The sequence below is a fragment of the Streptomyces liangshanensis genome (assembly GCF_011694815.1).
Lineage (GTDB): Bacteria > Actinomycetota > Actinomycetes > Streptomycetales > Streptomycetaceae > Streptomyces > Streptomyces liangshanensis.
In genome coordinates this window covers 1,778,097-1,803,059 of sequence record NZ_CP050177.1, presented here as the reverse complement: position 1 = coordinate 1,803,059, position 24,963 = coordinate 1,778,097, and the positions used below count along the sequence as shown (strand labels likewise).

The window sequence follows — 24,963 nt, the reverse complement described above, 5'->3', positions numbered from 1 at the left end:
CACCCGAAGAACCAGGAGGAGCACACGCATGACCGAGATCCCCATCCGCGACGTGATCGTGGTCGGCGCGGGCATCGCCGGGCTGAGCGCCGCACGAGCGCTGCACGCCGCGGGCCTGGACGTCGTATGCCTGGAGGCATGCGACCGCGTCGGCGGCCGGCTGCTCTCGGCGCGGACCGACGACGGGCCGCTCGATCTCGGTGCCACGTGGTACTGGCCGGGGGAACGGCGGGTGAGCGATCTCCTGACCGACCTCGGCATGACGGGCTTCGCCTCCCCCACCACCGGGGACGCCCTCTTCGACCACCCGGGCGGCGTCGAGCGGCTGACCGGGAACCCGTTCGGCGCCCCGTCCCTCCGCTACGGAGGCGGAGCGGCCCTGCTGGCCGACCGTTCCGCGGCGGCCCTCCCCGCCGGTACGGTCCACCTGGACGCCCCCGTCTCGGCGATCGGGCCGCACCCCCGCGGGCTGGTGGTCCGCACGCCCGCGGGCGAACTGCCCGCCGCACACGTCGTCCTGGCGGTGCCGCCCGCGCTCGCGGCCGCCCGTATCGCGTTCCCGGCCGGTGTCCCCGCCTCCCTGCTCCGGCTCGCCGCCGCGACGCCCGTGTGGATGGGACCGGTCGCCAAGGTCGTCGCGCACTACCGGACTCCGTTCTGGCGGGAACGCGGGCTGTCCGGGGCGGCGTTCAGCGGGACCGGGCCCCTGCGGGAGATCCATGACCTGTCCGGACCCGGTGGATCGCCGGCCGCCCTGTTCGGCTTCGCGCAGGGCGGGCCCGCCGGCTCCGAGCGCGCTCTCGCCGACCGCGCGACGCGTCAACTCGTCCGGCTCTTCGGGGAGCGCGCGGGCGACCCGGTGGAGATGGTCGTACAGGACTGGAGTCACCAGGAGTGGACCTCGCCACCGGGCGTCGAGCGCTTCGGCGACCACGAGCTCTACGGGCACCCGCACTACCGGCGTCCCGCTCTCGACGGGCGCCTGCACTGGGCGTCGACGGAGACCGCCACCGAGTACGCCGGCCATGTGGAGGGAGCCCTCGCTGCGGCGGAGGACGCGGTCGCCGCGGTCCTCCACGCCACGCGTGCCGCCGCCTCCGCTGCCCACGCCGCTGCCCATGCCCCCGCCACTGTCACTGCCACCTCGGGCCGAAAGGACAACTGACCTCCATGACCGACATGTTCGACATCGAAGAACTGCTGCGCGAGTACGACCGCGCCCGCGCGTACACCGACCAGCTGTGGACCGACCTCCCGCCGGACGAGGTGCTGTGGCGGCCGCACGACGAATTCAGCGCGATCGGCTGGCACTTGGGGCACCAGGCCCACGTCGCCCACTTCATGGTCCGTAACCTGACCGCCGCGGAACCGAGCCCCGACCCCGCGCTGGACGCGCTGATGGACTCGGCGACGCCCGAGCGCGACCGCGGGCAACTCCCGGACCTGGAAAGGCTCCAGGCCTTCCGCGGCGCCGTCGCCGAGAGCGTCCACCGCCGCATGACGGACATCAGGGAGGGCCGCGTCGGCGCGCCGCGGCAGCTCTCCTTCGTCGCCCGGCACCTTCTGACCACGATCATCAACCACGAGTACCAGCACGACCGGTGGATCGGCGAGGTGCGCGCCCGGGACCTCGGCCACGCCCTGCCGGACGCCCCCGACTCCGACAAGGTCACCCGCGTCGACGGCTACCTCATGGTGTGCACGCCGTCCTAGAGGGCGCCTTCCCCGGGGCCGGACACGCCCCGGGGGAGGCCGGCGGCCGTGATGAGGTCACGGTTGGACAGGAAGCGCTCGGGCCATCCCTGCCGGGCGACCGTGAGCATGGCCCTTCCCACCTGCTCCGTCGTGACCAGCAGGCGCGGCAGGAGGCGCAGCAGCAGGGGGCTGAGGGGCGCCGTCAGGGTGTGGACGACGCGGTACCACCGGGTCTTCGACTTCTCGCCGTGCACCGAGTAGACGACGCCGGGGTGGAACATGTACGCGCTGAAGGGGAGGGCGAGCAGCGCGTTCTCGGTGGCACCCTTGACGCGCGCCCACATCACGCGGCCCCGCTCGGTGTTGTCGGTCCCGGTGCCGGAGACGTACACGAAGGTCAGGTCCGGGTTGCGGGCGCTCAGCACCCGGGCCGCCGCCAGGGTGATGTCGTACGTCACCCGGCGGTAGTCCGCCTCGCTCTTCCCGACCGAGGTGATGCCGAGCGTGAAGAAGCAGGCGTCGTAGCCGTCGAGTTCGGCCTCGATCGGCGTGAAGTCGTGGAAGTCGTGAGGGATGATCTCGCGGATCTTGCCGTGCCGTTCCGTGGTGGGCGTGCGGCTCACCAGGAGGACGCGCTCGACCTCCGGGTCGAGCAGGCACTCCCGTAGCACTCCCTGGCCGACCATGCCGGTCGCGCCGAAGATGATGACCTTCACCCTGTACCGCCCTGCTTCCGTGCTCTCCGTGGGCTTTCCCGCACTGACTGCTGTCCTGCGTGGTGGGGCGCCGCCCGGGGCCCCTCGCCGCTTCCCGGCCGGAAGCGGTGGGGGCCCGGGCGGCTGTCGACCGTGGTCAGGCCGTTTCGCGGGCGGGGGTGAGGGAGAGGGACTCCCAGCGCTCCAACTCGGCCAGGCGCGAGGTGAGTGACTGCCGGATGTTCTCGACGGCGTCCGCGCCGACCGCCAGGCGCAGCGGCGGCTCGTCGAGGGTGGAGACGGTCAGGATCGCGTCCGCGACGGCGTTCGGGTCGCCGAAGGCCTCGGGGGGCTGGGACGTGAAGTCGGTGAGGAACTTGCCCACGGTCGGGGCGTAGGCCTCGTTGGGGGCCACGACGTTGAGCTTGTCCGACCAGAACTCGGTGGCGTGGGTGCCGGGTTCGATGATGGTGACCTTGACGCCCGTGGGGGCCACCTCGTGGGCGAGGGCCTCGCTGATCAGCTCCACGGCGCCCTTGGTGGCGGCGTACACGCCGGTGGAGGGCCAGGAGAACTGGCCGATGAGGGACGAGGTCTGAAGGACGCGGCCCTGGGAGGCGCGCAGCGCGGGCAGAGCCGCCCGCAGCACGGTCAGGTTGGCCAGGACGTTGGTGTCGAAGATCGCGCGGGCGTCCTCGGCGTCGATCTGCTCGACGGCGCCGAACAGGCCGTGACCGGCGTTGTTGACCAGGATGTCCAGGCCGCCGGCGGCCTTGATGGCGTCCGACAGGGCGCTCTGGGCGTTGGGGGCGGTCAGGTCGAGCTGGATGGGCGTGACGCGCCCCTGTACGCCCTTCTCCGCCAGGTCGGAGAGCGCGGCGAGGCGGTCGGCGCGGCGTCCGACGGCGAGGACGTGGGCGCCGGTGGCCAGCGCGCGCTCGGTGACCAGGCTGCCGAATCCGGAGGTGGCGCCGGTGATGAGCCAGGTGGAAGGCATGGCGGGTACTCCCTGGGTGGGCCGTGCGGGGAGGCACGGTAGGCGATGAGATGGACACCGGACGGCGTCCTGTGCCTTCACTCAACCGCCCACGCCGGCCAGGAACGAGAGGTGAACTGGCCCGCCCCTTCCTGGGATTCGGAGGACCACCCAGGGTCCGACCCGGCTCCTCCCGCTACGTGGGTTTCGGAGGGCCACCCGGGACACGGCGCCCTCCGCCGATCTGCGCCACCATGGAGACATGGAGCGGAACGAGGGCCTCAGCGACTTCCTTCGTGCCCGGCGCGCGGCGATGGACCCGGCGAGCCTGGGCATTCACGACCCGTCCCCGCGGCGGGTGCCGGGCCTGCGCCGCGAGGAACTGGCCGCGCTGGCCGGCGTCAGTGTGGACTACTACACGCGGCTGGAACAGGGCAGGCCCATCACCCCGTCGGAATCGGTCCTGGACGCCCTGGCGAACGCGTTGCAGTTCGACCCGGCGGAGCGCAGCTACCTGCACGCCGTGGCACGGCGGCAGGGTCCCGGCCGCCGGCGCGCCCCGCGGGCGGCGCAGCAGAAGGTACGGCCCGGGGTGCACGCGCTGCTGGCGCGGCTGGGGGAGACGCCCGCCTTCGTGCTGGGGCGCCGTACGGACGTGCTGGCGACCAACCGCATGGCCCGGGTGCTCCTCGCCGACTTCGACGCGGCGCCGGTCAGGGACCGTAACGCCGTACGTTGGATCATGCTCGACGAGGCCGCCCGGTCGCTGTTCGGGGACAGCTGGGAGCAGGTCGCGTCCGTCTTCGTGGGGACGCTGCGGATGGACGCGGCGCGGCACCCCGACGACACCCGTACCGCCGAGCTGGTGGGCGAGCTGTCGATGAAGAGCGAGCCGTTCCGCCGCTGGTGGGCGGGGCAGAAGGTGGTCCGGATCGGGCACGACACGAAGGTGCTGCACCATCCGATCGTGGGGGAGCTGACGCTGCGCACGGAGGCCCTGACGTTCCCCGACGACCCTGATCAGACCCTGTTCACCTTCCTCGCCGACCCCGGGTCGGCGTCGGACGAGGCGCTGACGATGCTGTCGTCGTGGGCCGCCGAACCCGGCCGCTCCGGCGGCTCGCGCCCGGGGCAGGCCGGTTCGCGGCCGGGCCGGGCGGAGTCCTTCCGGGAGACGGGCACGCGCAACGACTGACGGGGGCGGTCTGGGTCAGGCGGTCCGGGTCAGGCGGCTTGGGTCAGGCGGCGGCTTGGGTCAGGCCGCGGCCGACTCGGGGACGACGTTCCCCTTCATGAGCCAGTTCGGGCCCTTGGCGTACGCGCTTGCCTCCGCGAAGAACGCGGTGAAGTAGGGGCCGCCTGCATGCGCGGTGAACGCGTCGGCGTCCTCGTAGACCTCGTTCAGGTAGAAGACGTCCGGGTCCGCCTCGTCGGCGATGACCTCGAACCGGTTCGATCCCGGCTCGTTCGCCAGGGAGTCGCGTGCCGTCTTCCTGGCCGCCCGGACGAAGTCCTCGCGGTGCTCGGGCTCGACGGTGAAGGAAACAAGGAACTGGAACATGGCGTCCTCCTCTGCCTCGGACGCGAGGGTCGTCGGGGGAACGGGTGACCTGCTCGTCGTCCGGGACACGTCCTGGGGGCGGGCGGTTCGTTGACGTCGCCACTCAGCTCAACATACCGCGCGGGTGCCTGCCCGGCAGGGCGAGATCCGCTGCGGGCCGGGGCATGCCGGAGCCGTACCCGGAGGTGCTCCCGGGGACGTACGGTTGCGCTGCCTAGGGCCCCTAGGTTAGAACTAGGGCTCCTAGGCAACCGCCTGGGCGGGAGCGGCGGTACGGGGAGGGCGCATGGCGCGGGCGGGGCTGAGCGTGGAGCGGGTGACGCTCGCGGGCGCCGAGGTGGCCGACGAGGCCGGGCTCGACGGGGTGAGCATGTCGCGGGTCGCGCGGCGGCTCGGCGTGAAGGACGCGAGCCTCTACACGTACGTCCGGAGCCTGGACGACCTGCGCGGCCGGATCGCGCTGCTCGCGGCGGACGAGAAGACCATCCGTATCGCGGAGGCGACCGCCGGCCGGTCGGGCAAGGACGCGCTCGTCGCGTTCGCCGACGCCTGGCGGGAGTACGCCCACCGGCATCCGGGCCGGTACGCGGCGACGCAGACCCCGATCCGGATCGACCCCGCGCTGGTCGCCGACGCGCCGGGACCGCGCCGCGCGGTGGAGCTGACGTACAGCATGCTGCGCGCGTACGGGCTGGCCGAGCCGGACCTGACCGACGCAGTCCGGCTCCTGCGCAGCACCTTCCACGGGTTCGTCGCGCTGGAGGCGGCGGGCGGGTTCGGCCACGAGCGGCCGCCGCGGGAGTCGTGGGTCCGCGCGCTCGACGCCCTGCACACGCTCCTGGAGCACTGGCCGCCGTCCCGAGAAGGAGACCCCTCATGACCGCCCCGACCACCGGCACCCTGCGCGTGAACGGCGCGACGCTGCACTACGAGGTCCGCGGGCGCGGTCCGCTCCTGCTGCTGATCCCGGGAGGGACGGGCGGCGCGGCGTCCTTGGCCGAGGTCGCCGAGGATCTCGCGGCCGCGTACACGGTCGCCACGTACGATCCGCGCGGCATGGGCGGGAGCGCGCTGGACGACCCGGAGGCGGAGCAGAGCGTGGCCGAGCACGCCGACGACGCGTTCCGCCTCCTGGAGCTGCTGTCGCCCGGCGAGCCCGCCCGGGTGTTCGGCGCCAGCTCGGGCGGGATCGCCGCGCTGCACCTGCTGACCGCCCACCACGGACGTGTCCTGCGCGCGGTGGTGCACGAGCCCCCGGTGGTGATGGTCCTGCCGGACGCCGCCGAACATCGCCGGCTCCTGGCACGGGTGGACGAGTCGTTCCGCACCGAAGGCCTGATGCCCGCGATGGCGATCTTCGCCGCCGGGCTGCGGAAGGAGGGCGCCGAGGATGCCCCCGAGCCGCAACCCCAGCCCGAGCTTCCGCCGCAGGCCGCGGCAAGAACCGAACAGACGATGGCCGGCCTGCCCTACTTCGTCGGCCGAATCGTCCCCGCCTTCATGTCGTACGTCCCCGACCTGGCCCGCCTGGAGGCCCTGTCGGACCACCTCGTCCTCGCCGCCGGCCAGGACTCACCCGGCGAACTCACCCACCGCCCGGCCGCCCACCTGGCCACCCGCTTCGGCAAGGAGCTAGCACTCTTCCCCGGCGGCCACATAGGCCTGACCACCCACCCGAAGGAGTTCACCGAACAACTCCACCAGACCCTCCGCACCTGACCGCAGCGCGCAAGGACCCTTCGCGGTAGTCGGTCCCGCTGGTAGAAGAAGGGCATATGGCGATCGTCGACAGCACCCACGGCATCCAGGTCCTCGGTGGGACGGTGGTCAAGCGGTTCGCCTCGTGGGATCGCGGTGAGCCCCTGCGGGAGTGGCAGGGGCTCAACCTGGCGGAGCGGTACGCCCCCGGGCTCGCTCCCCGGCCGGTCGACGCACGGCTCGGTGCCGATCCGCCGTGGATCACGATGTCCCGGATCGCCGGGGACACGTTGCGCGGGACCGACGTCGGCCCCGCGGCGACCCGGTGTCTTGCCCGCGCGTTGACGACCTTGCACACGGCGGTGCCCGGGGCGGTGTTGGCCGGTGTTCCGGAGGCCCCCTGGGGAGCCGGGCACGTGGACGGGCGGGTACGGGCCTGGGCCGCGGGCGGCGCGGACGCCGCCTGGGAGCGGGAGATCGTACGGGCCTTCGAAGCGGGGCGGGAGTGGCTGGCGGCGGTCCCGTTCGAGTCGGTCTCCGGACCCGGCGCGGTGGTGCCGGTCTTCGGGCTCTCCGACGGCAACCTCGCCAACTACCTGTACGACGGCGAGCGGGTGCGGCTGCTCGACTTCGAGGACTCCGGGCGCACCGACCGCGCGCTCGAACTCGCCGACGTCGCGGGGCATCCCTCCACCTGGGTCGACTCGTGCTTCGACGTGCCCCTGTTCCTGGACCAGTTCGACCTCGGCGCACCGGAGCGGTCCCGGCTGGCGCACCTGCGCCGGCTGCTGGCCCTGCATTGGCTGGGCGTTCTGGTGGCGGACCGGGTCACGACGCGGCGTAACCCGCCCGGCGCCGCGCGCTGTCAGGCCGGGTACGTACTCGCCCTGTTCGTACAGGCTGACCACGCGCCCTGAGCGCCCCTCGCTCGGCCGTCGGCCCTCTCAGGCGTAGAAGGGGACGTTGTGGTGCGCCCAGTCCGCCAGGGCCCGGGCGCACTGGGCGACGGTTTCGCGCCAGCTTCGGGCGGCTTCCTCCCCGGCGTCGTCGCTGACGTGCTTGACGATACGGAGCGGTACGCCGGCTTGTTGTGCGGCGGTGGCCAGGGCGTAGCCCTCCATGTCGACCAGTGACGCGTGCTCCGCCAGGCGGGCGCGGTCGGTCTCGTCGCTGATGAAGGAGTCTCCCGTGGCCAGGGTGAGTCCGCCCGGGTCGCCCACGGTGAGGGGCGGGCCGTAGGTCTGGCCGGTCAGGGCGCGCAGGGTCGCGCTGTCCAGGTCGTGCTGCGTGACCGTACCGACGAGATGGGTGCCGCTCAGGCCGGGGCGGAGAGCGCCCGCGGTACCCAGGTTGATGATCTCCGACGGCAGCGGGCCCCGCGCGAGGGTCGCGGCGAGGGCGGTCGCGGCGTTGACCTTGCCCATGCCCGTCAGCAGGACGGGCAACGAGGTGTCCAGGTACTGGGCTTCTTCCTGGACGGCCAGGACGAGCAGAGGGCGGTCGCCGGTCATCTTGCGTCCGAGGTGCATGGGCCCAGACTACGAGATGCGTTGTTCGTACCCCTGTGCGGGGTTATGGGTTGCCGTACGAGATGCAATACGACATGCCGTACGAGATGCGGTACGACACACCGGTCCGGCGCGGGGTCAGGAGGCCTGGCTGAGGGCCGGGTCGGTGCGCCACGCGAGGGCCAGGTCCGACAGGGGTACGCCCAGGGCCTCGCTCAGGCGGACGATCGTGCCGAACGCGGGCGTCGGCAGGCGGCCCGTCTCGATCTTGCGGAGGGTCTCCGGCGAGATCTCCGCCGCGAGCGCCACCTCGACGGGGCTGCGTCCGGCCCGGGCGGCGCGCAGCGCCGAACCCAGGCGTCGGCCCGCCTCGATCTGTTCGGGGGCGAGCGGGTAGCGAACCATGCGGCCATGCTAGGTCGGCGGGTGTCCGGCGGCAACCATCCCCTCGGCTGGTATAAATATACCTGTCAGCGTCCCGGAGGTCCGTTCCCGGACGGTTGCTCTGGCGCGTTGTCCCGGAGAGAACGAGGAACGCAGTGATCGAGCTCAAATCGCCCCAAGACATCGAGCGCATGCACGTCACCGGGCAGTTCGTCGGCCAGGTGCTCGCCGAGCTGGGCGACCTCGCCGCCGTCGGGGTCGACCTGATGGACCTGGAGCACCACGCCCGCCGCCGGATCGAGGAGCGCGGCGCGGAGTCCTGCTACTGGGACTACGCGCCCTCGTTCGGCCGCGGCCCGTTCCGCAACGTCGTGTGCCTGTCGGTCAACGACGCCGTACTGCACGGACTGCCGCACCGCTACAAGCTGCGCGACGGGGACCTGCTGTCCATGGACATGGCGGTGCGCGTCGACGGCTGGGCCGCGGACTCGGCCCACTCCGTCGTCGTCGGCACCCCGGCCGACGCGGACCTGCGGCTGATCGAGGCCACCGAGGTCGCCCTGGAGGCCGCGATCGAGGTCGCGCGGCCGGGCAACCGGCTCGGGGACATCTCGGCGGCCATCGGCGCCGTCGCCGCCGAGTACGGCTACCCCGTCAACCTGGAGTTCGGCGGCCACGGCATCGGCCGCACGATGCACGAGGACCTGCACATCCCCAACGACGGCCGCCCCGGCCGGGGTTGGAAGCTGCGCCCCGGCCTGACGATCGCGATCGAGCCCTGGTTCGCCGCCGGCACGAACAAGATCGTCTTCGATCCGGACGGCTGGACGATCCGCTCCGCCGACGGCTCACGCACCGCCCACTCCGAGCACACGGTCGCCATCACCGAGACCGGCCCGCTCGTGCTGACCAGGCGCCCCGCGGGGACATAGGGGCAACATCCGGGTGAAGTGTTCGTTCGGTGATCGCCCGGGTGTCCGACTGTCACGTTCGTCTCACTAGGTTGCTCCTGCCGTTCCCAACCAAGGGCGCGGCGGGGGGAGCTGAGGGGTCATGAAGCGTTCGGACGGTTTAGGCGGAGCCACCACCGCGGGCGGGGCGCGGTGTCAGATCGACACCGATCCGGCCGGCGGGTTCGGGTGGCGGCTCATCGCGTACAACGGCCGCGTGGTCGGGGTGTCCGCGGACACCTTCGAGGACAGCGCGGCCTGCGCGCGGGCGTTCGCTGAGATGTGCTCCCAGGTCGACAAGGTGGCCGGGGGCGTCCAGCACGGCCCGGGGGGCGACGGCTGGGCCTGGTGGTTACGCCTGCCCGACGGAACGGTCGTCGCGGCGTCCTCACGGACGTACGAGAGGTACTCCACCTGCCGTGCGGCGCTGGGCCGGTTCGTCGGGCTGATCGGTCATTTCGCACTGGTCGAAGACGAGTTGGGGGAACCGGGGGAGACCCGGTGAACGATGTGAACGGAAGTTGCCCCTAGGGCACACCTCGTTCACACACCGGAGCGCACGTGTCAATCACCCGCCCCGAGGGTGACCGGTGTGACGACGCGAATCGAAGAGCGCCCCGGGGCGGGGTCCGAGGGGCCCCGACGCCTGTACGCCGATCCCGGGCTGCCGGACCGGATCTTCCGCGGTGTCGCCCGCTCCGGCGGCGGGTTCGTGCTCGCCGTGATGCTGCTGGTCGGCGGGTTCCTGCTCTACCGGGCCTGGCAGGCGCTCTCCCGGGCCGGCTGGTCCTTCCTGACCACCGAGACCTGGGAGCCGGACGCCGGCCGCTTCGGCATCGCCGCCGTACTGGTCGGCACGATCCTCATCGCCCTGGTGGCGATCCTGGTCGCCGTACCGCTCGCGGTGGGCGGCGCGCTCTTCATCGCGGAGTACGCCCCGCCCCGCGTCCGGCAGACCCTCGTCGGCGTGGTCGACCTGATGGCCGCCGTGCCCTCCGTGGTCTACGGGCTGTGGGGCCTGTTCTTCTTCCAGAACCACGTGCTCGGTACGGCCCGCTGGATCTCCACGTACTTCGGCTGGGTCCCCTTCCTCGCCGTCGACGGCGCCGACCCGCGCGACCCGCTCGCCAACGCGACCGTCTACGCCTCCTCGACACTCATCGCGGGCATCGTCGTCGCGCTCATGGTCGCGCCCATCGTCTGCTCGGTCATGCGCGAGGTGTTCTCGCAGGCCCCGGTGGGCGAGCGGGAGGGCGCGTACGCGCTCGGCGCCACCCGCTGGGGCATGATCCGCAGCGTGGTCCTGCCGTTCGGCAAGGGCGGCATGATCGGCGGGACCATGCTCGGGCTCGGCCGGGCGCTCGGCGAGACCATCGGTGTCTACCTCGTCATCTCGCCGATCTTCGACATCCAGTGGCACGTCCTCCAGAGCGGCACCAGCTCGATCTCCTCCCTGATCGCCCTGCGGTACGGCGAGGCCAGCGAGTTCGGCATGTCCGCCCTGATGGCCGCCGGCCTGGCGCTCTTCCTGATGACCCTCGTCGTCAACTTCGCCGCGTCCTCCATCGTCGCCCGCAGCCGCTCCGGCGCGGCGAGCGAGTAGGGAATCCCCGCCATGACCACAGCGCCCCCGCGCCCCCGCACCACCCTGCCCGCCGAACAGCCGCCACCCGCCGCCGAGTCGGGCGAACGCCGCCGCAACGTGTCGCTGACCCGGGGCAGCGACGTGTACGCCCTCGTCGGCGCCGCCGCCGCGTCGCTTTCGCTCACCGCGCTGTTCTTCACCCGGCTGCTGCCCTTCAACGGCGCCGTGGGCTTCGTCGTTGTCGCGTACGTCCTGTTCCTCGGGCTCTACGCGCTCCTCGTGTCGTTCGACGAGTCGGGCCCCGCCGTCCGCGACAAGGTCGCCGCGGTGGTGATCCAGAGCCTCGCGCTCCTCATGCTCGTGGCGCTGGTGTTCGTGGTCGTCTACACCCTCTTCGAGGGCCGCGAGGCGCTGCCGCACCTCAACTTCTACACCGAGGACATGCGCGCGGCGGGCCCGCTCGACCCGCTGTCCGCCGGGGGCGTCCTGCACGCGGTCGTCGGCACGCTGGAGCAGATCGCCCTGGCGCTCGCCTTCACCGTCCCCGTCGGCCTGGTGTGCGCGGTCTTCCTCAACGAGGTGCCAGGACGCTTCGCCCGGCTGGTCAGGACCGTGGTGGAGGCGATGACCGCGCTGCCGTCGATCGTCGCGGGCCTCTTCGTCTACGCCACGGTGATCCTGACCCTCGGCCTCGGCAGGTCCGGCTTCGCGGCCTCCCTCGCGCTCGCGGTGATGATGCTGCCGATCATCATCCGGGCCTCCGACGTGGTCATCCGCCTCGTCCCCGGCACCCTGCGCGAGGCGTCGTACGCCCTCGGCACGTCCCGCTGGCGCACGGTGTGGCACGTCGTCCTGCCCACCACCCGGTCCGGACTGACCACCGCGGTGATCCTCGGCACGGCGCGCGGCGTCGGGGAGACCTCCCCGGTGCTGCTGACCGCCGGATTCACCGCCGAGCTCAACGCGAACCCCTTCAACGGGCCGCAGGTCTCGCTCCCGCTGGCCGTCTTCGAGTTCGTCAAGTCGCCCGAACCCACCATGATCGCCCGGGGGTTCGGCACGGCGGCGGCCCTCATGAGCCTGGTCCTGCTGCTGTTCGTCCTCGCGCGGGTGATCGGCGGCCGGAATTCGGGCCGGCTCAGCCGCGGCCAGGAGCACCGCCGCGTACAGGCGTCCCGCAAGGACGCCCAGCGGTTCGCCGCACGCGCCGCCGTGCGAGACAGGGCGGCCGTGCCCGGCGGGGCGGCCGCACGTGACGGGGCCGGCCCGCCCGACCAGGCGCAGGCCGCCCCGAAATCCGTTACAGACGCAGGGAGTTCCCAGTGAGACCCGTACCGCTCACCCGCACGCTCGTGTTACTCGCGGCGCTGGCCTGCGCGCTGGCCGCCGTGCGTCCGCCGGCGTGGGCCGCGTCGTACACCAAGCTCAGCGGTTCGGGGTCGACCTGGAGCTCCAACGCGCTGGACCAGTGGCGGCGCAACATCGGCGCCAACATCGGGCTCACGGTGAACTTCTCGGCGTCCGGCTCCTCCGTGGGCCGCGAGGAGTTCAAGAACGGTGTCTCCGACTTCGGCGTCTCGGAGATCCCGTACGGGCTGACCGAGGGCCGCACCACGGACGTGCCGCCGACCAAGCGCAGTTACGCCTACATGCCGATCGTCGCAGGTGGCACGTCGTTCATGTACAACCTCAGGATCGGCGGGAAGCGGGTCACCAACCTGCGGCTGTCCGGCGAGGTGATCACCAAGCTCTTCACCGGCAGGATCACCATGTGGAACGCCCCGGAGATCAAGGCCGACAACCCCGGCCTCACCCTCCCGGCCCGCCGCGTCGTGCCGGTGGTCCGCTCCGACGGCTCCGGTACGACGGCCCAGTTCACGACCTGGATGGCCAAGAAGCACGGGTCGCTGTGGAACGACTACTGCCGCAGGGCCGGCCGCTCCACCCCGTGCGGGATGACGTCGTACTACCCGGTGATCCCCGGCTCCTCGACCGTCGCCAAGTCCGGCTCGCTGGGTGTGTCCGGCTTCACCAAGCAGTCCAGCTTCGAGGGCGCGATCACGTACGTGGAGTACTCGTACGCGATCAAGACGGGCTTCCCGGTCGCCAAGATGCTGAACAGCGAGGGCTATTACGTCGAACCGACCTCGTCGAGTGTCGCGGTGGCGCTCCAGCAGGCCCGTATCAACGACAACAAGCAGTCGCCGAACTACCTGACCCAGATCCTCGACGGCGTCTACGCCAACCGGGACCGCAGGTCCTACCCGCTCTCCAGCTACAGCTACATGATCGTCCCGACCTCCACCGAACTCGGTTTCACCACCGGCAAGGGCAAGTCGCTGGGCACCTTCGCCAACTACTTCCTCTGCGACGGCCAGCAGCAGGCGGAGGAACTGGGCTACTCGCCCCTGCCGATGAACCTGGTGCAGGCGGGCTTCGACCAGGTCCGGCGTATCCCGGGCGCCCCGGTCGGGGACATCAGGATCAGCAGTTGCCGCAACCCCACCTTCTCCTCCGACGGCTCCAACACCCTGGCGAAGAAGGCGCCTTATCCCAAGGAGTGCGACAAGCGGGGCCCCACGCAGTGCTCCACCGGTACGGCGGGCGCGGCGCGCGAGGAGACTCCGGTCGTCCCGGCCGCCCGCGGCAACGGCGGCAACGGCGGCGGTACGAACTCCGCCGGTACGAGCGGCGGTTCGGGCTCCGGGTCCACCGGGGGCGGCAACTCGGCGGCCACGGGCGGCGGTTCCGCCTCGGGCGGCGCGACCGACCCCGCCGGGAGCGGTGCGGGCGGGAGCGGTACGAGCGGCTCGCCGGACGCTTCCGGCGGGGCGGCGGCGGGAGGCGCGGGGACCGGGGGAGCGGTCGACCCCGACACGGGCGAGCAACTGGCCGGCGAGGCCGGGACGGGCGACGCGAGCGTGGTCGGCACCCCGGTCACCCTGGCGTCCGACGGGTCCATGGGCCTGCGCGGCGCGCTGATGGCGCTCTCGGCGGCGCTGCTGCTCGGGGTGGTCGTGGGGCCGCCGGTCGTGGCCCGCGCGCTGGCCGGACGGGCGCGGCGCAGAGGGGACGAGCGATGAGCGGGAGCGCGGTGCGGGGGCGAACGGTGCTGGGGCGGGCGCTCAGGGGGCGGGCGGCGACGGGGCGCGCATCCCATCGGCGCAGGGCCGGCGGCGTGTGCGCGCTGCTCGGGGCCCTGGTCCTCGCGGTGCTGCCGCTGCCGCCCGGCGGTGAGGCACGGGCGGCGGAGCAGGAACGGGCGTCCTCGGCGGTCACCGTCCAGGGCCGGAAGGGGACCCTGGACGACTTCTCGGACCTCAAGGTGACGGTGGACCAGACGAAGGACCTCCGGTCGCAGGGGGTACGGGTGAGCTGGACGGGCGGGAAGCCGACCACCGGCTACCCGTCGTACAACTACCTCCAGGTCATGCAGTGCTGGGGCGACGACCCGGCGGGCCCCGACCGCGAGCAGTGTGTGTTCGGCGTGGCGAAGAAGGGCGACAAGGGCGGCGGCCTGGTGGCCCTCAGGCAGCTCGACGGCGACCCCGCGGAGACCGAGTACGTGAACAACGGCACCGCCGAGTCCTTCGTACCGTTCCGCCCCGCCAACGGGGAACCCCCGACCACGGGCAGCCGTGACTTCACCTACTTCAGCAACCTCGACACCAACGAGGAGCTCTTCGGCATCACCCGGGCCGACGGTACCGGCGACCTCGTCTTCCCGGTCCAGACCGCGCGCGAGGCCCCGCACCTGGGCTGCGGCGAGCGCCTCGGGACGAGCACGGCGGCGAAGGTCCGCGACTGCTGGCTGGTGGTGGTGCCACGCGGCGAACACGACGTCGACGGCACGGGCGGCAACAACCAGATGCTCCAGAGCTCGCCCCTCAGCACCTCCAACTGGGCCCAGCGGCTGGTGTTCCCGATGGGCTTCCAGCCCGTGGGCGACGGCTGCGCGCTCGACAAGGCCGAGCGGCGGATGATCGGCTCGGAGATGGCCACCGACGCCATCACGTCCTGGCAGTCCCGGCTCTGCGCCGGCGGGGCGACCCGGTTCACGTTCAGCCAGTCCGGCGAGGACTTCGCCCGCTCGCAGATCACGGCCCCCACGGACTCCGCCCCCGGGCTGGCCTTCACGATCGACCCCGTCGAGGCGCCGGACGACGCCCCGCCCGTGGTGCACGCGCCGGTGGCGCTGAGCGGGCTGACGGTCGGGTTCTTCTGGGAGCGGGAGGGCCGGACGCAGGTGGCGGACATCAAACTCACCCCGCGCCTGCTCGCGAAGATCCTCACGGCCTCCTACGTCAACGACGTGCGCCTGATGACGGGCGCGGAGTCGAAGGTCCCCGCGCACCTGGCGGGAAACGCGGCGTCGATCGTCGTGGACCCCGAATTCCTGCAATTGAATCCCCAGTTCCAGGAAGGCGCCCTCAATCCGCTCGCGAACGCCGGCGCGATCATGGTGATCGGGGACGTGTCCGACGTGAACGCGATCGTCTGGCGCTATGTGCAGGCCGATTCCGAGGCGCGCTCCTTCCTGGAGGGCGCAGCGGATCCGTGGGGCACGAAGGTGAATCCGTACTACCGGGAACTGGACCTGGACTCGAAGGTTCCGGTCGATTTCCCCAAGGCCGATCCGACCGAGACCGAACTCACCAGTGACGGGAAGAGCATCACGTACGGCCAACTGGACTGGGCGCCCTATGTGGCGGACATGCACCAGGGCGCGCTCTTCGTCCGCCGGGGGAGCAACGGCGGGAAGTCCCGCATCGAGCAGGACACCTCGGCACCCGAGGGAGTCAAGCTGGTCGGTGTCCCGCCGACGCACGGCAGCCGGCGGGCGTACGGCCTCGTCGACACCGCCTCCGCCGCGCGCTACCAGCTCGGCGTCGCCGCGCTGCGGACCTCCGACGGCCGGTTCGTGAAGCCCACGGAGGCGTCCATGCTGAAGGCCGTCGCCGGGATGAAGGACACGGCCGTGCCCGGCGTCAGGGCGGCCGACCCCGGCCAGGCCAGGGACGGGGCCTACCCGCTCACCACCCTGACCTACGCGGCCGCGTCGACCGGCCTGGAGACGTCCGTACGGCAGGACTACGCGCGCGTGCTGCGCTACGCGGCAGGTCAGGGCCAGACGCCCGGGTACGGACCCGGCGAGCTGCCGCCCGGGTACGTACCGCTGCCGGCCGCGCTCCGCCGTCAGACGGAGGCCGCGGCGGACCGCCTGGAGCGCGGCGATCCCGACGCCGGCGCGTCGGAGGACCCGGCGGGCAGCGCCTCGTCCGGGGGCGGGGGCGCGGGGAGCGGCGGCTCGGGTTCCGGTCCGGGCCCGGACGGGGGCGCGGGCTCCGCAGGCGGCTCCGGCGGGGATGCGGGGGGCGGCGCGGCCGGTACGGGGGGCGGCGGCGCCGCGAGCGCGGACTCCGCCGCCGGGGCCGGCCCCGGGAGCGGTGCGCCGGCCACCCCGCCGGCCGACTCCGCGAACGGCCCGAAGAACGTCGCGCGGTCGGGAGGGATGACACCCGGCGGCGTGCTGGGCGTCGTCCGCTGGGTGCTGCTCGGCGTGCTCGTGGCGGGCGGCGCGGCCGCGCTGGCCGGGCCCGTACTGCTGCGGATCTCGGTGCGCCGGCCCACCTGACGCCCGTCGGAGGGGAATTCCCGCGCGGCCGGCCGGGCGGGAATTCCCTTTCGTCTTCCCTTTCGCCGATCTGTTTGGAGATGCCTAGGCAATGCGCACGTAACCTGATTCGTTGCCGGAGTTGGTGGCCGTCCCCCATCGCCGTAAGGAATGGTTTGCGGTGGCCGGCCGACGGGCCGGTGGCTGTGAAATCCGGATTCTGCTTGCACGTCCATTCCTTGCTGTGCTTGCTCCACGGAGGAGAACAGAAATGAACGTCAAGTCCTACGCCCGTATCGGCGCCGTCGTCGGCGCGGCCGCCCTCGGCCTCGGCCTGCTGACCACCCCCGCCTCCGCCGACCCGCCGTCCGTCCGCGTCCTCGCGGGCACCGGCTCCGACACCACCCAGGACGTGCTGAACGGCCTGGGCAACACCGTCGACAGCGGCGCCACGATCGCCTCGTACAACGCGACCGGCTCGGCCACCATCCAGACCCGTACAAGCGGTTGTGTGATCGCCCGCCCCAACGGCTCCTCGGCCGGCATCGACGCGCTGCGCACCGCCGTCGACACCGCCTCGGGCTGCCTCGACTTCGCGCGCTCCTCCCGGACGCCCGCGGACACCACCACGACCGACCTGACCTGGATCCCGTTCGCCAAGGACGCCGTCTCCTACGCGTACCGCAGCGGCAGCGGCCTGCCCACCAACCTGACGACGGCGCAGCTCAAGTCGGTCTACGAGTGCACCCTCACCTCCCTCAACGGCGTCGCCCTGACGCCGCTGCTGCCGCAGGCCAGCTCCGGCACGCGGCAGTTCTTCCTCAGCTCCATCGGCGTCACCACGCCCGGCGCCTGCGTGACCAGCGGTTCGCAGGAGAACGACGGCACCGTGCTGGACACCGCCGGTGACATCGCGCCGTACTCGGTCGCCCAGTACTACGCCCAGGGCCGGGGCATCGCCGGTGTCCCGAACCGCCGCGGCTCCTCGCTGCTCGGCTCGGTCAACGGCCAGGCGCCGCGTATCGGCACCACCCTGAACCCGAGCTTCCCCTACCTGCGCGACGTCTACAACGTCGTCCCCACCAACAAGCTGACCGTCTCGCCGATCTCGACGACCTTCGTCGGCTCGACGTCCAAGGTCTGCAACGCCGTGACCACCGCCGCCATCGCCAACTACGGCTTCGGCGGCCTCGGGTCCGCCTGCGGCTCCACGACCCTCAAGGGCGAGCGCTGATCACCACCGCTCCCTGACCGCGCGCCGGCCGGGCACCCCCAGGGTGCCCGGCCCCACGGCGTACCCGAGCCCTTCCGAACCCGTCCCAGTCCTTCCGACCTCTACCGACCACACCCCGTGGGGGAGACCGCATGAACCGCCTGGCACCACACAGATCACCCGTCAGCCTGCTGACCTGCTGCGCACTGCTCCTCGGCATGCTCGCGGCGGTGCTCGCGCTGTCCACCCCCGCACGGGCGGCCGACGAACCGATCGGCACGTTCACCCTGGAACCCGCCACCGGCAGCACCGCGGACGTGCTGTCCGGGACCCTCACCACCAGCGCGCCCTGCCCGGCGCCGGCCGACCCGGCCTCCCCGTACCAGAACGTGCGGGTCGAACTCGCCAACGCGGACGGCACCTACCGCGAGCGGGTCGCGACCTCCGTCGACGGCGCGCCCTTCGACGGGACCGACCCCGTCGTGGCGGACCTGTCCCGGACGAGCCCGGACGGCCCGGCCAACGTCTCGCTCGACGAGGCCTCGCTCTACACCGAGAGCACCGGCCCCGACGGTCGGATCCTCGACGGCGACTACGTGCTGGCGGCCGGCTGCGCGCCCGTGGACAACGTCGTGAACGGCTACTTCAGCGCCGTCATCCGGGTGACGGCGGGCACGTGGAGCCTGGTGCAGGTACGGTCCACGCAGACCACGCTCACCGCCGACCCGTCCGAGGGACCGGCCGGCCGGACGATCGACCTCACGGCCACCGTGACCCCGGCCGAGGCGGCCGGCTCGGTCGTCTTCCGCAGCACCCACGGAACCCCGACGGAGCTGGGCTCCGTCGCCGTCACGGACGGCAAGGCCCGGATCACGACGACGCTGCCCGCCGACGCCAACCCCGCCCTGTACGAAGCCGTGTTCACGCCGACCGACACCGAGGCGTTCACCGAGTCGACCGGCACGCTCGGCGTACCCGTCACCGCTCCCTCCCCGAGCCCCAGCGGCTCGCCCACCGGGCCGGAGGAGCCCGCCGATCTCGACGTCATCGACGAGGCGGGCGCGACGCTCGACCCGAACCCGGAGCTCGCAGCGGGCCAGAAGGTGTACGTCACCGCGCGCGGGTACGGCAAGGACGCCAAGGTCAAGGTCGCCCTCGCCGCGTCGGAGGCGGCGCTCGCCGACGCGACGGCGAACGGTGACGGGACGGTCGACAAGTACCCCTTCACCGTGCCCGAGGACATCGCCGACGGGGCGCACACGCTGACGCTGACCGAGGACGCGGCGGGCGGCCACAGCGTGGCGTTCGCCTTCACGGTGGGCGGCGAGGACGGCCCGGACCCGGACCCGTCGGACGAGCCGAGCGAATCCGTCACCCCGGAGCCGAGTGGCACCGACGGCGGATCGTCGGGCGCGGACGGGGGCGGCGACGGCGGTGCCGGTGGCGGTGGCGGTGGCGGTGGCGACGGTACATCAGGTGGCGGCGGCGACTCCTCCGGTGGCGGCGGGAAGCTCGCGTCCACCGGCACGCAGGCGTTCGCGGCCGGGCTCGGCGCGCTCTCGCTCGTCATGGCGGGCGCGGCGTGCGTGCTGTTCGTACGCCGCCGGGGGCTGCTGAACTTCTCGCCCCCGCAGCACTGAGCCCCCCGCCGGGCCCCTCCCCTACCCCCCTTCATTACTCACACCCTTCGTCCCGCGAGGAGCGCACCTCCGTGACCGTGCTCACCCCGCCGCCGCCCCTCGCGACGGCCCCGCCCCCGCCTCCGCCCCCGGAGGCCGCCGCGTCCGCGCGGCCGCCGGCCAGACCGGGGCTCGCGCTGCTGGGCGCGATCCTCTGCGTGCTGGCGGCCGTGCTGCTCGGCTTCGTCGCGAGCCTCACCGTCGTCGGCCACCTCCAGCACGCGCGCGACCAGGAGGTGGCCCACGACGAGCTGCGCAAGCAACTCGCCCTCGGAACGGCTCCCGTGGGGCAGCGGACGTACGACAACAAGCCGCTCGCGTTGGGTGCGCCGGTCGCGCTGCTGAGGATCCCCGTGCTGGGCCTGCGCGAGGTCGTGGCGGAGGGCACCACGTCGGGTGTCCTCATGTCGGGGCCCGGGCACCGCCGCGACTCGGTGCTCCCGGGGCAGGCCGGCACGTCCCTGATCATGGGCCGGCAGTGGGGGTACGGCTCCCCGTTCGTCCACCTCGACCGGCTTCCGACGGGGGCGGTGATCGAGGTGACGACCGGTCAGGGCAAGGCGGTCTACCGGGTGACGGGGGTACGGCGGCCGGGCGACCCGCTGCCACCGGCGATCGGTGCGGGCGGCGGCCGTCTGACCCTCATCACGGCGACCGGCGAGGCGTACACCCCGTCCGGACTCCTGCGGGTGGACGCCGAGTTGACGAGCCCGGTGCAGCCGGCGCCGCCCCGCTCCGGACGCATCGACGAGGCGGAGGAGGCTCTCGCGGGGGAGAGCGGCGCCTGGCTCTCGGTCTTCCTCCGGTGCCAGCTGCTGCTGGCCGCCGCGCTCCTCACGGTCTGGGCGCACCGGGTGTGGGGCCGATGGCAGACGTGGATCTGCGCGGTGCCCGTACTCGCGGCCGCCGGTCTCGCGGTCGCGTCGTCGGCCACCCGGCTCCTCCCGAACCTGCTCTGATCCCCGAACTCACCCGGCCACCGAAGGAGTTGCGAACACACCATGAGTGACACCGCCGACCTGCACGACACACTCACCCTGCCGCCGGTACGGGGAACCGCCACCGGCGGCCCGGCCACCCTGGAGGCCGCGGCGATCTCCGCCTGGTTCGGCGACCACAAGGTCCTCGACCGGGTCTCGCTGACGATGCCCGCGCGCGAGGTGACCGCCCTCATCGGCCCGTCGGGCTGCGGCAAGTCGACGTTCCTGCGGATCCTCAACCGGATGCACGAGCTGGTCGGTTCGGCGTCCCTGGCGGGCCGGGTCCTCCTCGACGGCGACGACATCTACGACCGGGGGCGGCGCATCACCCGGGCCCGCCGCGAGATCGGCATGGTCTTCCAGAAGCCGAACCCGTTCCCCGCGATGTCCCTGTACGACAACGTCCTCGCCGGTCTGAAGCTGAACGGCATCAAGGCCCCCCGGGACGGCAAGGACGACCTGGTCGAGGAGTGCCTGACGAAGGCGGGCCTGTGGCGCGAGGTCAAGGACCGGCTCCGCCAGCCCGGCGGCGCGCTCTCCGGCGGCCAGCAGCAACGCCTCTGCATCGCCCGCTCGTTGGCGGTGCGGCCGCGTGTCCTGCTGATGGACGAGCCGTGCTCGGCGCTCGACCCCACCTCGACGCGGCGGATCGAGGAGACCATCCACGACCTGAAGCACGAGGTGACGATCGTCATCGTCACCCACAACATGCAACAGGCGGCCCGCGTCTCCGACTCGTGCGCCTTCTTCCTCGCGGAGCAGGGCACCCCGGGCGCGATCGTCGAACACGGCCCGACCGACGCCATGTTCGACCACCCCCGCGACCCACGGACGTCGGACTACGTGAACGGCCGCTTCGGCTGACGCGGCACGCGGCATGCAGCACGCAGCAACACAGCACGCACCCTGGATCGGTGTCCTGGCGGTGCTCAGTGTGTCTGCTCGGATGCTTTGAGTGACGAGGCGCGGCGGCCGGGGCGTTACGTTGGGAAGGGTGGCCGGCGAACGGCATCGACGCCCGAGGAGGGACATGCCCCTGCACACCCCGACGATCGACACGATCGGCGCGACGGAAGGCCGCTTCGCCTCGACCTATCGCGAGGCCGGGCTCGGACCCGTGGGCCTCGGCGAGGTCAGCTTCCTGCGCGACTGGTCCGTCACCTGCGACGACGTCGGCGCCAACTACTACATCCATCTCCCCCTCGCGGGCCGCTTCGACTCGCGGCACCGCGGAGTCGACCTGACCCACACCCGCGAGGCCACCGCCGTCCTCCGCCCCGGCGGCGGATCGTTCGCCGGCCGGTGGGCCGCCGGGTATCACGCGCTGTGCGTACGGCTCGACCTGTCCTCCGTGGACGCGGCGCTGACCCGGCTCCTGGGCGACCACACCCCGGCACGCATCACCTTCGGGCACACCATGAACACCGCCGCCGGACCCGGCCGCGACTGGGCCGAGCTGCTGCTGTCCGTCAACCGGCAGTCGGCGGCCCCGGACAGCCTGCTCCGCCGGCCGCTCGTCGCGGCCCCGCTCGCCGAGAGCCTGGTCAACGGCTTCCTGCTGGCCACGAGCCACACGTACTCCGACGAGCTGACGATCCCGGCCGGCGCCGCCCGGCCCGCCGCGGTGCGCGCGGCGGTGGACCTCATCGAGGCCGACCCGCTGGCGCCCCTGACCGTGTCCCTGCTGGCGTCGGCGTGCGACGTCAGCGTCCGTACGCTCCAGAACGGTTTCCGCCGCCACCTGGGAATGCCGCCCATGGCCTATGTCCGTGAGGTCCGGCTGCGGCGGGCGCACGAAGAACTGCGGGCCGCGGATCCCGCCACGGAATCCGTCGCCGCCGTCGCGCGCCGCTGGGGCTTCGGCCACCTGGGCCGGTTCGCCGCCGCGCACGAGGCCAAGTACGGTCTGACGCCCCTGAGGACGCTCCGCGGATAATCCATTTCGCTTCCCGGACAATTCACCGGGAATTGAGTGACGTCCTGTTAGTGTCACATTCGGAAGGAATCGCGGACGCTCTTAGGGAAACGAATATGAACCACGAGCCCTATGCGGATGTGCGAGATATGTATCTGGCGCATTCCATGTTCCGTCGTGAGATCGGCCTCGCGCCGGATGTCGTGAGCGGCGTGGCGGCCGGCGACGCCGAGCGCGCGCGGATCGTCACCGAGCACCTCGACCTCGTCGACACCGTCCTGCGCCATCACCACCACGGCGAGGACGAGCACCTGTGGCCCCGGCTGATCACCCGGGGCGGCCCGGAGGCCGCCGCTGTCGTGCGGGTCATGGAGGACCAGCACGAGGCGATCGACAAGGCCACCGTCGAGGTACGGGACCGGGCGGCCGCCTGGCGGGCCGACGCCGACCCGCAGGAGGGCGAGGCGCTCGCCGGCGCGCTGCGGCGGCTGCTGGACCTGCTCGTCGAACACCTCGCGGTCGAGGAGGAGCAGGCCCTTCCGCTGATCGAGCGGCACATCACGGCGGCCGAGTGGGAGCGGATGGTCGCCGAGGGCGGCGCGGGCATCGCACCGGAACAGATGGCCCTGATCTTCGGGATGATGACCTACGAGGGCGACCCCGACACCATCAGGGACATCATCGCGACGATGCCGCCGGAGGTCCGCCCCGTCATCGCGGATCTCGCCGCGCAGGCCTACGCGCGGCACGCGCTCCAGGTGTACGGCACCTCCACCCCGCCGCGCACGGAGATGCCGCGATGACCGACTACCGTCACGACCTGATGTTCGGGGCCCTGCTGGAACCGCCCGCCGGCCGGCCCCAGGACGTCCTCGTCCTGGCCGAGCTGATGGAGGCGGTCGGGCTCGACGTGGTGACCCTGTCCGACCACCCGTACTGGCCGGAACGGCTCGACACGATGGCCCTGCTCGCCGCGATCGTGGCGAGGACGGAGCGCATCACGGTGATGCCCAACATGGCGAACCTCCCCCTGCGCCCGCCCACGGTCCTGGCCCGTACCGCCGCGACCCTCGACATCCTCAGCGACGGCCGCTTCGAGCTGGGCCTCGCCACGGGCGCCCAGCAGATGTGGGACCTCATCGTCGCCGAGGACGGTCCGAAGCGGGACGCCGGCCAGTCCGTCGAGGCGCTGGAGGAGGCGGTACGGATCATCCGCGCCCTGTGGGCGTCGGACGACGCGGTGTCCTTCGACGGCACGCACTACCGGCTGGCGGGCGTCAAGCCAGGTCCGCGCCCCGTGCACGACCTGGGCATCTGGCTCGGCGCGTACCAGCCCCGGATGCTCCGCCTGGTGGGCGGGATCGCGGACGGATGGGTGCCCAGCTCGCCGTTCCTGCCGCCGGAACACCTGCCGGCGGCCAACCAGGTCATCGACGACGCCGCGCTGGCGGCCGGCCGCTCGCCGCGCGCGGTCCGCCGCGGCTACAACATCGAAGGTCAGTTCGCGTCGGACGCCGGCTCCGGCTCGGGCTCCGACTTCCTGAACGGGCCGCCCGGTCTGTGGGCCGAGCAGTTGGCCGACCTCGCCCTCACCCACGGAATCAGCGCGTTCTTCCTCTACCGCGCGGAGTCCCCGGACTTCATCCGCCGCTTCGCCGAGGAGGTCGCACCGGCCGTGCGCGAGAAGGTCGCGCGGGAACGAGGGAACTCCGCGGACTGATCGCCGCGGTCGGGAGGCGATGGGCCGTTCGGGGCGGGGCGGGGCGGGGCGGGGCGGGGATATCGAAATCCGTGAAGGCACGTTCGGTCGATGAGTCGGTGAAGAGGAATTCCGTCGGGTCGGCCGTCTCATGTTGGTTGCCTCCGTCCCACGGATTTACGATTGCTTTATGAGGTACGAGGAGAAAGGAAGCCTTGCTCAGGTGGTGCGCGGCGGGACCGTGCAGTTCGACGTCGCGCTGGCGCCCGCCGGCCTCCGCCTGGTCCAGGACCTCGTGAACACCTCCCTCCACGTGTGGCAGGGGCAGCCCGGCCTGGATCTGCTGGCCGACCTGTCCGAGGCCCGGGCCTGGCTCGACCGGGCGGTCGCGGACTGGTCGGCGGAGTCCGGCCTGCGGGCCCCCGTGATCGACCTCCGCGAGAGCGACCTCGACGGACTGCGCGCGCTGCGCGAATCCCTGCGCCACGGCCTGCGGGCGACGGCGGAGAACCCGGGGGCGCTGCCGCCCGGCGAGCGGGGCTTCCGCCGGATCGGTTCCGAGGTGCGCCTGGACATCACGGCGGACGGCGAGGTGGACTACACCCCGGCGCAGGGCGGGGCGGAGGGCGTGAGCGCGCTGGTGGCGATGGAGATGCTGCTCGCCCGGTCGGCGGGCACCTGGAGCCGTCTCAAGACGTGCGCGCGACCCCCGTGCGGCGCGTGCTTCTACGACACCTCGCCCGACCGCTCGCACGTCTGGCACGACATGAAGATCTGCGGGTGAGGGGGCGGCCGCCGGGCTGATCGGTTC

25 protein-coding genes are annotated in these 24,963 nt (G+C 72.5%); 20 read left to right on the top strand and 5 right to left on the bottom strand.

Translation table 11 applies throughout. The features are described from left to right. Positions 1–28 precede the first annotated feature (28 nt). Together HA039_RS07640 and HA039_RS07635 are read left to right on the top strand one after the other, a co-directional pair. A complete protein-coding gene (locus HA039_RS07640; RefSeq protein WP_167025702.1) occupies positions 29–1,165 on the top strand; it encodes a flavin monoamine oxidase family protein in 1,137 nt (378 codons plus the stop codon). Positions 1,166–1,170: 5 nt separating this feature from the next. Further along, entirely contained in the window at positions 1,171–1,713 is a 543-nt protein-coding gene (locus HA039_RS07635; protein ID WP_341830010.1) for a DinB family protein, read from the top strand. On the opposite strand, the gene HA039_RS07630 is transcribed toward HA039_RS07635, so the two are convergent. Together HA039_RS07630 and HA039_RS07625 are read right to left on the bottom strand one after the other, a co-directional pair. Beyond that, positions 1,710–2,411 carry an NAD-dependent epimerase/dehydratase family protein gene (locus HA039_RS07630; protein ID WP_167025699.1) on the bottom strand — a complete coding sequence of 234 codons (702 nt, stop codon included), beginning with the start codon at positions 2,409–2,411 and terminating at the stop codon, positions 1,710–1,712. The genes HA039_RS07635 and HA039_RS07630 overlap by 4 nt on opposite strands. A 136-nt stretch (positions 2,412–2,547) precedes the next feature. Further along, a complete protein-coding gene (locus HA039_RS07625) occupies positions 2,548–3,387 on the bottom strand; it encodes an SDR family NAD(P)-dependent oxidoreductase (protein WP_167025696.1) in 840 nt (279 codons plus the stop codon). Between the two features lie 241 nt (positions 3,388–3,628). On the opposite strand from HA039_RS07625, the gene HA039_RS07620 reads away from it, so the two are divergent. Beyond that, positions 3,629–4,561 carry a helix-turn-helix transcriptional regulator gene (locus HA039_RS07620; RefSeq protein WP_167025692.1) on the top strand — a complete coding sequence of 311 codons (933 nt, stop codon included), beginning with the start codon at positions 3,629–3,631 and terminating at the stop codon, positions 4,559–4,561. A 60-nt stretch (positions 4,562–4,621) separates the two neighbouring features. On the opposite strand, the gene HA039_RS07615 is transcribed toward HA039_RS07620, so the two are convergent. After that, positions 4,622–4,927 (bottom strand): putative quinol monooxygenase, encoded by a 306-nt coding sequence (locus tag HA039_RS07615; RefSeq protein WP_167025689.1) that lies wholly within the window; start codon positions 4,925–4,927, stop codon positions 4,622–4,624. Positions 4,928–5,213: 286 nt separating this feature from the next. On the opposite strand from HA039_RS07615, the gene HA039_RS07610 reads away from it, so the two are divergent. Genes HA039_RS07610 through HA039_RS33865 form a run of 3 tightly spaced genes read left to right on the top strand, consistent with a single transcriptional unit; the run spans position 5,214 to position 7,542 of the window. Then, on the top strand, positions 5,214–5,807 hold the full coding sequence (locus HA039_RS07610) for a TetR/AcrR family transcriptional regulator (RefSeq protein ID WP_167025686.1): 594 nt from the start codon (positions 5,214–5,216) through the stop codon (positions 5,805–5,807). Next, positions 5,804–6,646, top strand: coding sequence for an alpha/beta fold hydrolase (locus tag HA039_RS07605; protein ID WP_167025683.1), 843 nt, complete (start codon positions 5,804–5,806; stop codon positions 6,644–6,646). Before HA039_RS07610 ends, HA039_RS07605 begins: the two co-directional genes overlap by 4 nt. Before the next feature lie 56 nt (positions 6,647–6,702). After that, positions 6,703–7,542, top strand: a complete 840-nt coding sequence (locus tag HA039_RS33865) for a phosphotransferase family protein (RefSeq protein ID WP_243869269.1) — start codon at positions 6,703–6,705, stop codon at positions 7,540–7,542. A 27-nt stretch (positions 7,543–7,569) separates the two neighbouring features. On the opposite strand, the gene HA039_RS07595 is transcribed toward HA039_RS33865, so the two are convergent. Both HA039_RS07595 and HA039_RS07590 read right to left on the bottom strand, forming a co-directional pair. Beyond that, positions 7,570–8,154, bottom strand: a complete 585-nt coding sequence (locus HA039_RS07595; protein WP_167025680.1) for a nucleosidase — start codon at positions 8,152–8,154, stop codon at positions 7,570–7,572. A 117-nt stretch (positions 8,155–8,271) separates the two neighbouring features. Further along, positions 8,272–8,538: a helix-turn-helix transcriptional regulator gene (locus tag HA039_RS07590; protein ID WP_167025677.1), complete on the bottom strand. Its 267-nt coding sequence runs from the start codon at positions 8,536–8,538 to the stop codon at positions 8,272–8,274. A gap of 134 nt (positions 8,539–8,672) precedes the next feature. Between HA039_RS07590 and map the strand changes: the two genes are divergently transcribed. The 14 genes from map to HA039_RS07520 all read left to right on the top strand — a co-directional run bounded on the left by map (position 8,673) and on the right by HA039_RS07520 (position 24,936). After that, positions 8,673–9,449, top strand: coding sequence for a type I methionyl aminopeptidase (gene map, locus HA039_RS07585; RefSeq protein ID WP_167025674.1), 777 nt, complete (start codon positions 8,673–8,675; stop codon positions 9,447–9,449). Between the two features lie 121 nt (positions 9,450–9,570). After that, complete coding sequence (locus HA039_RS07580) at positions 9,571–9,972, top strand: YegP family protein (RefSeq protein ID WP_167025671.1); 402 nt, start codon at positions 9,571–9,573, stop codon at positions 9,970–9,972. 87 nt (positions 9,973–10,059) lie between these two features. After that, positions 10,060–11,070, top strand: coding sequence for a phosphate ABC transporter permease subunit PstC (gene pstC, locus HA039_RS07575; RefSeq protein WP_167025667.1), 1,011 nt, complete (start codon positions 10,060–10,062; stop codon positions 11,068–11,070). Positions 11,071–11,082: 12 nt separating this feature from the next. After that, positions 11,083–12,378, top strand: a complete 1,296-nt coding sequence (pstA, locus tag HA039_RS07570; RefSeq protein WP_167025664.1) for a phosphate ABC transporter permease PstA — start codon at positions 11,083–11,085, stop codon at positions 12,376–12,378. After that, positions 12,375–14,135 carry a phosphate ABC transporter substrate-binding protein PstS gene (locus HA039_RS07565; protein WP_208298561.1) on the top strand — a complete coding sequence of 587 codons (1,761 nt, stop codon included), beginning with the start codon at positions 12,375–12,377 and terminating at the stop codon, positions 14,133–14,135. The genes pstA and HA039_RS07565 overlap by 4 nt, the downstream gene beginning before the upstream one ends. Next, positions 14,132–16,687 (top strand): hypothetical protein, encoded by a 2,556-nt coding sequence (locus HA039_RS07560; RefSeq protein ID WP_167021934.1) that lies wholly within the window; start codon positions 14,132–14,134, stop codon positions 16,685–16,687. Before HA039_RS07565 ends, HA039_RS07560 begins: the two co-directional genes overlap by 4 nt. A 250-nt stretch (positions 16,688–16,937) precedes the next feature. Then, entirely contained in the window at positions 16,938–17,900 is a 963-nt protein-coding gene (locus HA039_RS07555) for a type 2 periplasmic-binding domain-containing protein (RefSeq protein ID WP_167025661.1), read from the top strand. A 131-nt stretch (positions 17,901–18,031) separates the two neighbouring features. Next, entirely contained in the window at positions 18,032–19,519 is a 1,488-nt protein-coding gene (locus tag HA039_RS33570) for a hypothetical protein (RefSeq protein WP_208298560.1), read from the top strand. 71 nt (positions 19,520–19,590) lie between these two features. Beyond that, on the top strand, positions 19,591–20,517 hold the full coding sequence (locus HA039_RS07545; protein ID WP_167025658.1) for a sortase: 927 nt from the start codon (positions 19,591–19,593) through the stop codon (positions 20,515–20,517). Positions 20,518–20,559: 42 nt separating this feature from the next. Then, complete coding sequence (locus HA039_RS07540) at positions 20,560–21,402, top strand: phosphate ABC transporter ATP-binding protein (protein WP_167025654.1); 843 nt, start codon at positions 20,560–20,562, stop codon at positions 21,400–21,402. A 166-nt stretch (positions 21,403–21,568) separates the two neighbouring features. Then, positions 21,569–22,474, top strand: a complete 906-nt coding sequence (locus HA039_RS07535; protein ID WP_167025651.1) for a helix-turn-helix transcriptional regulator — start codon at positions 21,569–21,571, stop codon at positions 22,472–22,474. Between the two features lie 95 nt (positions 22,475–22,569). Further along, entirely contained in the window at positions 22,570–23,256 is a 687-nt protein-coding gene (locus tag HA039_RS07530; protein ID WP_341830009.1) for a hemerythrin domain-containing protein, read from the top strand. Next, positions 23,253–24,173, top strand: a complete 921-nt coding sequence (locus HA039_RS07525; protein WP_167025645.1) for an LLM class flavin-dependent oxidoreductase — start codon at positions 23,253–23,255, stop codon at positions 24,171–24,173. Before HA039_RS07530 ends, HA039_RS07525 begins: the two co-directional genes overlap by 4 nt. Positions 24,174–24,342: 169 nt before the next feature. Beyond that, on the top strand, positions 24,343–24,936 hold the full coding sequence (locus HA039_RS07520; RefSeq protein WP_167025642.1) for a CGNR zinc finger domain-containing protein: 594 nt from the start codon (positions 24,343–24,345) through the stop codon (positions 24,934–24,936). Positions 24,937–24,963: the final 27 nt, after the last annotated feature.